The sequence below is a fragment of the Halorhodospira halophila genome (assembly GCF_016653405.1).
Taxonomy (GTDB): domain Bacteria; phylum Pseudomonadota; class Gammaproteobacteria; order Nitrococcales; family Halorhodospiraceae; genus Halorhodospira; species Halorhodospira halophila_A.
Genome location: NZ_NHSN01000037.1, coordinates 1 through 4570 on the forward strand (window position 1 = coordinate 1; position 4570 = coordinate 4570).

Consider the following 4570-nt stretch of genomic DNA (forward strand, 5'->3'; position numbering starts at 1 on the left):
TGGCGATCGCCATGAACGCGTTCGGCGCCGAGGGGGCGAATGCCGCCCTGGTCATCGCGATCGCCTTCGTCATCCAGGTCCAGGCGGCCGCCTGGTATGTGCGCCTGACGCGCAAGGTCTTCGGCCCGCCCGAGGATGAGATCCGGCAGGCCCGCCAGACGGATACGGCCGAGTCCGGTGAGCGTGGAGGATGAGGCGGAGGGGGCGCCCCTCCGCCGCCGGCGGGAGCCGCCCTAATCGCGCTCCTCGTGATAGCCGGTAACCATCGTCTTGAGGTGCTGTTACCAGGGCCGGCCCATGGTCGAGGCCATGTACACATGGGCGATCAGGAAGACCAGGAGGGCGAAGGTGGCGATCCCCCAATCTGCAACCATCACACAGCGACCGCCTTTTCCAAGCTCGCCTTCGCGACGGCCGGGCCGCCTACATCGTTGATCGAGCACAAATCTGCGCCGGACGCCAGCACACCGGTACAGCTGCTCGGGTACATGCAGCGGATCTGGCAACGCCACGCCGAGCACACGCCCCAGCAACGTGCGCATCGGTATCGCCACTTACCGCCGATCATCCCCCTAGTGCTCTACAACGGCAGGCCGGACTGGTCCGTGCCACTCTCGTTGCTCGAGTGCATCGACGCCGATGAGGATCTACGTGACCTTCAGCGCAACTTCGGCTACCAGGTCCGCCACTTACGAGCTGATGATCGCAGCGAACCGTACTCCGAGGACCCGGTCATTCGCGCCGTCTTCCGAGCCCTCGCTGCACCCTTCGCCGACAACTAGCCGCCAGCACCAGAACCCGTGACCGACCCAGCCGGCGAACTTACCATCCGTCGGCTCACGTGAGTCCCCAGGAGACCACTCGGTCGTAGAGCGCGCTCCTGCGGATAACCAAGCTCTCTGGCTCTCCCTTCAGCCAGGGTACGTCGCTTTCACCGCCAACCTCCTCGATCAGCCCGAAAGGCATGGCGAAGCGCAGTACGATGCGGACCGACCAGCAGTTGTGCACAATCCGCTCGGGACAGTCGCCCGGAAACAGTACCTCTTCCTCGTTAACCTGCCGAAGGGCTGCCGGGAAGGCCTGCGAGAAGCATCGCTGGTAGAACGAGACCGGCCGCGGCTCGTCTCCGAAGCGGTGGAGGAGATACAGGAAGAAGGCGAACGAATCCTGCACGATCCTCAGATCGGGCCACCCATCGGCATAGGCCCAGTTGAACTGACGGCAGTAGGCCTGGAGCAGCGCGTGGTAGATCGCCGCCCACTCGCCCTTGCGAAAGCGCTTCTGCGTTGCGCGGGTCGCCTTGAGCCGGCCGCGCTCCTTGCGCATGAACCGCGCCAGACCGGCCGTGACCTTAATGAGGTGGAGCTCGAGGAAGTCGTCTTCGTTGCGGATCACCCCGGGGAGCCACTCCCGCTTGAGCCCTTCCGCCTTCAGCGCCTCCTTGGCCTCGAAGACCACAGCACGCGGCAGGTTTCCCTTAGCCGTCAGCTTGATTCCTTCCTCGCCGGCCGCATCGACAATGACCTCCAGAAGCCGGAACGCCGTCGCAGCGGGGCGCGCCTCGATGCCCTCGGCGAAGCGCACCAGATCCGGGGCGTCGAACGGCGCATGGAGAAGCCGGTGCATCTGCTCTCGGGAGAGCCCCTGAAAATCGGTCACCGGCGACTGATTGAGCTCCGCCACCTTCTGCGCCACGGCATCCTGAAGCTCCTGCTCGGAGGAAAACGACTGATCGCCGAGTGCGCGCTCGAGCTCCGAGCGGATGGCGGCGATGGACGAGGACTGTTCGTCGTTGGAAGGCGAGTAGCCATTACCCATTCAATGCTCCTCGTTCGCTCGCGTGCCGCACCGGGGCGGCTCGTACTGCGGAGACGGCGCTGCCCAGCGCACCATGAGCCCGGTCAAGCTCCGGGACACCGTCCCTCAAACATTGTTAGACCCAAGGTACGCCATTCTCACCGCCGGCAGCGATCCGTACCCGCCCGTGCCAGCTCCGCGGGCTCATGCCCCTGCCAGACGAGCTCCAGGATCTTCTGCCGGTACTCCGACGGGGGACGGTCCTGGCTCATGGTGGATACCTCCTCTGGTCAAACGGTCAGGTATCCACTGCAGCGGGTCAAGCCCAATCGCGGAGTACGTCCCTGAACAGTCGCCCCCCGCGAAGGGCCCAGAACAAGGTGGTGATCAGTCCTAGAGCTCCTATGGTGAAGGCCCGCGTCACCCCGGGCCCGAGTCGGGCACAATTTGGGCACGAGATGGGCACAAGCAGCTTGATGGACCGACACATCAGGGCGCTGATATGTTTTCCCGCAGTGAAGACGCCCCTGCCCGCGAAACACGAAAGCGGCGGAGGCACTGACAAAACAAGGCGTTACAATCAGGGGTTGACTCCACGCCGCACACGATTAGAATGCGCAGCACATCGACAGGCGCGTAGCTCAGCTGGTTGCGCCACCTTGACATGGTCTCTGACGCTCTCCCCATAAACCCCCTAACTAGCTGACTTTATTATAGTTATCTCATATAATGCCATCTTTGGTCACATCATGCCTGACAGAAGTTGGTCAAGGTGGGCGCAAAAACGATCGCTTTGATGTCTCCATCTGAGATGGCAATATGAGCACAACCTCAGGTCGTCAGAGCATTGTGCATGAGCCACCACGCGCGCCGGAAACCTCGCTGGGAATGGATCCGACTCGAGGATCTGCGAGGCGACCCCTCCCTCCGACTCGAGCAGTCCCCCCTAGCCGTAGAGTTGTCTCGTGATGCTATCCACGAGTTGCTCCTACAGCGGCCGATCCTCGTTGAGCCATCTAGCGAGGCGCCCTACCGGGTCGTCGCCGGCACGTCCACACTCGCTATTGCAAAAGCACGCTTACCGGCCAAGGAGAAGGTCCCTACGCTACACGCGCCGGCGGACATCGACGGTCTTAGGAAGGCGATCGATACGCTGGTAGCGCCAACGATTGAGCAGCGTCCGCCCAAGCAGCTAGCCCGCATGTGGGCCAGCGCCTACGATCACGGCGACCTCCCCTCTTCGTTACTGACAACGCCACCGACCCACGCCGCGATCGCGCAGTACCTCGGGATATCGCTGTCGGCCTACCACAAGCACCGCGCAGATTGAGCAAGGCGCTATGACGCCCCCTGACCGTGTCCGGCTTACCGACCCGCAGATCGACAACCTACGGCAGGCGTTACGCCGTAACGGACAGACGGAGCCGGATGCCCTGATCGAACGGGCCCGGCCGCTTTTACAGCGCCCCGACTCCCTGGTCGGTCTGTACCCCATCACGCGCAACCTCGAGGCCCTCGCCCCCCACTTTGCCCATCTCCTCCCGGACGAACAGGATCAACAAATCATCGAAGAGTGGGTCGAGGCGATCCGAAGCATTCCCGCCGAAGATCCTTTTTGGGCAGTCGCCGAGCACCTGACCAAGGGCATCAAAGAGAAGCAGGAGGTCCGGCCACCGCTTCACCACCACAAGAGATCACACCCAGTCTGGTGCGCCCTTTGGTTTATCTACCACAACATCAATAGCCCCGAGGCATCGATTTACCAGGCTCTCCAGGCTCAGCTCTTAGCTGCCCATATCCATTTCTGGCGGAAAGATCTCACACCCCGTGCACCGAGCCGCTTCTACAATGCCAGTCGGCTTGTACGCGACGGGCATACCAAGGACGCACGCTGGCTCCTCCTTGAGGTCCAAGGCACAGCCGAAGACCCTGAAAACCTCGCTTACCAGTTTAAGGGTATCAAGGCAGATCTCCACAGAACCGCTCGCCGAGAGATCGGCGGCATTTCTTCACAATCGATCGGCGCTTTCGCGGAAGTTATCGCCGATGCGCACGACATCCCCCTCCAGGTCTTCGAGGATACCCACCCTAGTAGCGGCCGAGGCGGTACATCTCGCTCACGGGCACGGCGATACCAGGATCGGATGGGCCCGGACCACTCCGGGTACTGGTACTACAGCGACGACGATCTGTTGCTCAGCAGCTGGGGCACAGAGCGCTATCGCGCCCACGGCCAGGCACCGGCGAAGGAGCTTCAGGAGGAGCTTGAAATGAACGGGCTCGCGCCGGCTGAATACGAGGCCCCAGAAAGCGCCGAGCTCACGTTCAACACCCTGCTCGGGGTCGAGGAAGAGGAAGCGCATTCAGCCCCCGTCAATCTTGGTGCATTACCGCCACTCTCCTCGGTCTACGCGCGGGCGCGAGGGATGGCACGGCGCATTGCCATGGAAGCGCAGCGGCTGCGCATTGAGCCAACCCGGATCCGCCTCGCCCAGCTCGGCACCCTGCTCCAGACCCTTGAGTCCATCTTTACCGAGGCCTCAGCAGCAGAGGAGCATGAGCGGAAGAAGGACAACGAGGCTCGCTGCCTGCGATGGGAGACAGCGCTGCTCGCATCGATCGCCCTGCTCACCGGGAGCCCTCCGGTGTCAATGGCCACCGTCTTGGACCCACTTGCGGACATTAAAATTGACCCACCTTGCCGGTCTCAGCCGGCGGTCTTCTCCTTGAGTCGGTAGCTCTCACCTCCGAGCATGTAGATCGATGAGTGATG

Annotated in this window: 3 protein-coding genes and 1 pseudogene; 3 read left to right on the forward strand and 1 reads right to left on the reverse strand. The window is 62.6% G+C overall.

Features of this window, described 5'->3' with window-relative positions; all coding sequences use genetic code 11:
• Positions 1-194, forward strand: a pseudogene (locus tag CCR79_RS12830) (arsenic resistance protein); the annotation flags it as partial.
• A gap of 237 nt (positions 195-431) precedes the next feature.
• Entirely contained in the window at positions 432-782 is a 351-nt protein-coding gene (locus tag CCR79_RS12835; RefSeq protein WP_201173670.1) for an Rpn family recombination-promoting nuclease/putative transposase, read from the forward strand.
• Positions 783-837: 55 nt separating this feature from the next.
• Here CCR79_RS12835 and CCR79_RS12840 read toward each other — a convergent pair whose 3' ends face one another.
• Positions 838-1818: a hypothetical protein gene (locus tag CCR79_RS12840; protein ID WP_201173673.1), complete on the reverse strand. Its 981-nt coding sequence runs from the start codon at positions 1816-1818 to the stop codon at positions 838-840.
• A 1319-nt stretch (positions 1819-3137) separates the two neighbouring features.
• Here CCR79_RS12840 and CCR79_RS12845 point away from each other — a divergent pair.
• Complete coding sequence (locus tag CCR79_RS12845; protein WP_201173675.1) at positions 3138-4535, forward strand: hypothetical protein; 1398 nt, start codon at positions 3138-3140, stop codon at positions 4533-4535.
• Positions 4536-4570: the final 35 nt, after the last annotated feature.

What these genes read in the sequence shown, in the direction of transcription:
- CCR79_RS12840 (WP_201173673.1), bottom strand. Translation starts at nt 1,818, where the DNA reads ATGGGTAATGGCTACTCGCCTTCCAACGACGAACAGTCCTCGTCCATC.
- CCR79_RS12845 (WP_201173675.1), top strand. Translation starts at nt 3,138, where the DNA reads ATGACGCCCCCTGACCGTGTCCGGCTTACCGACCCGCAGATCGACAAC.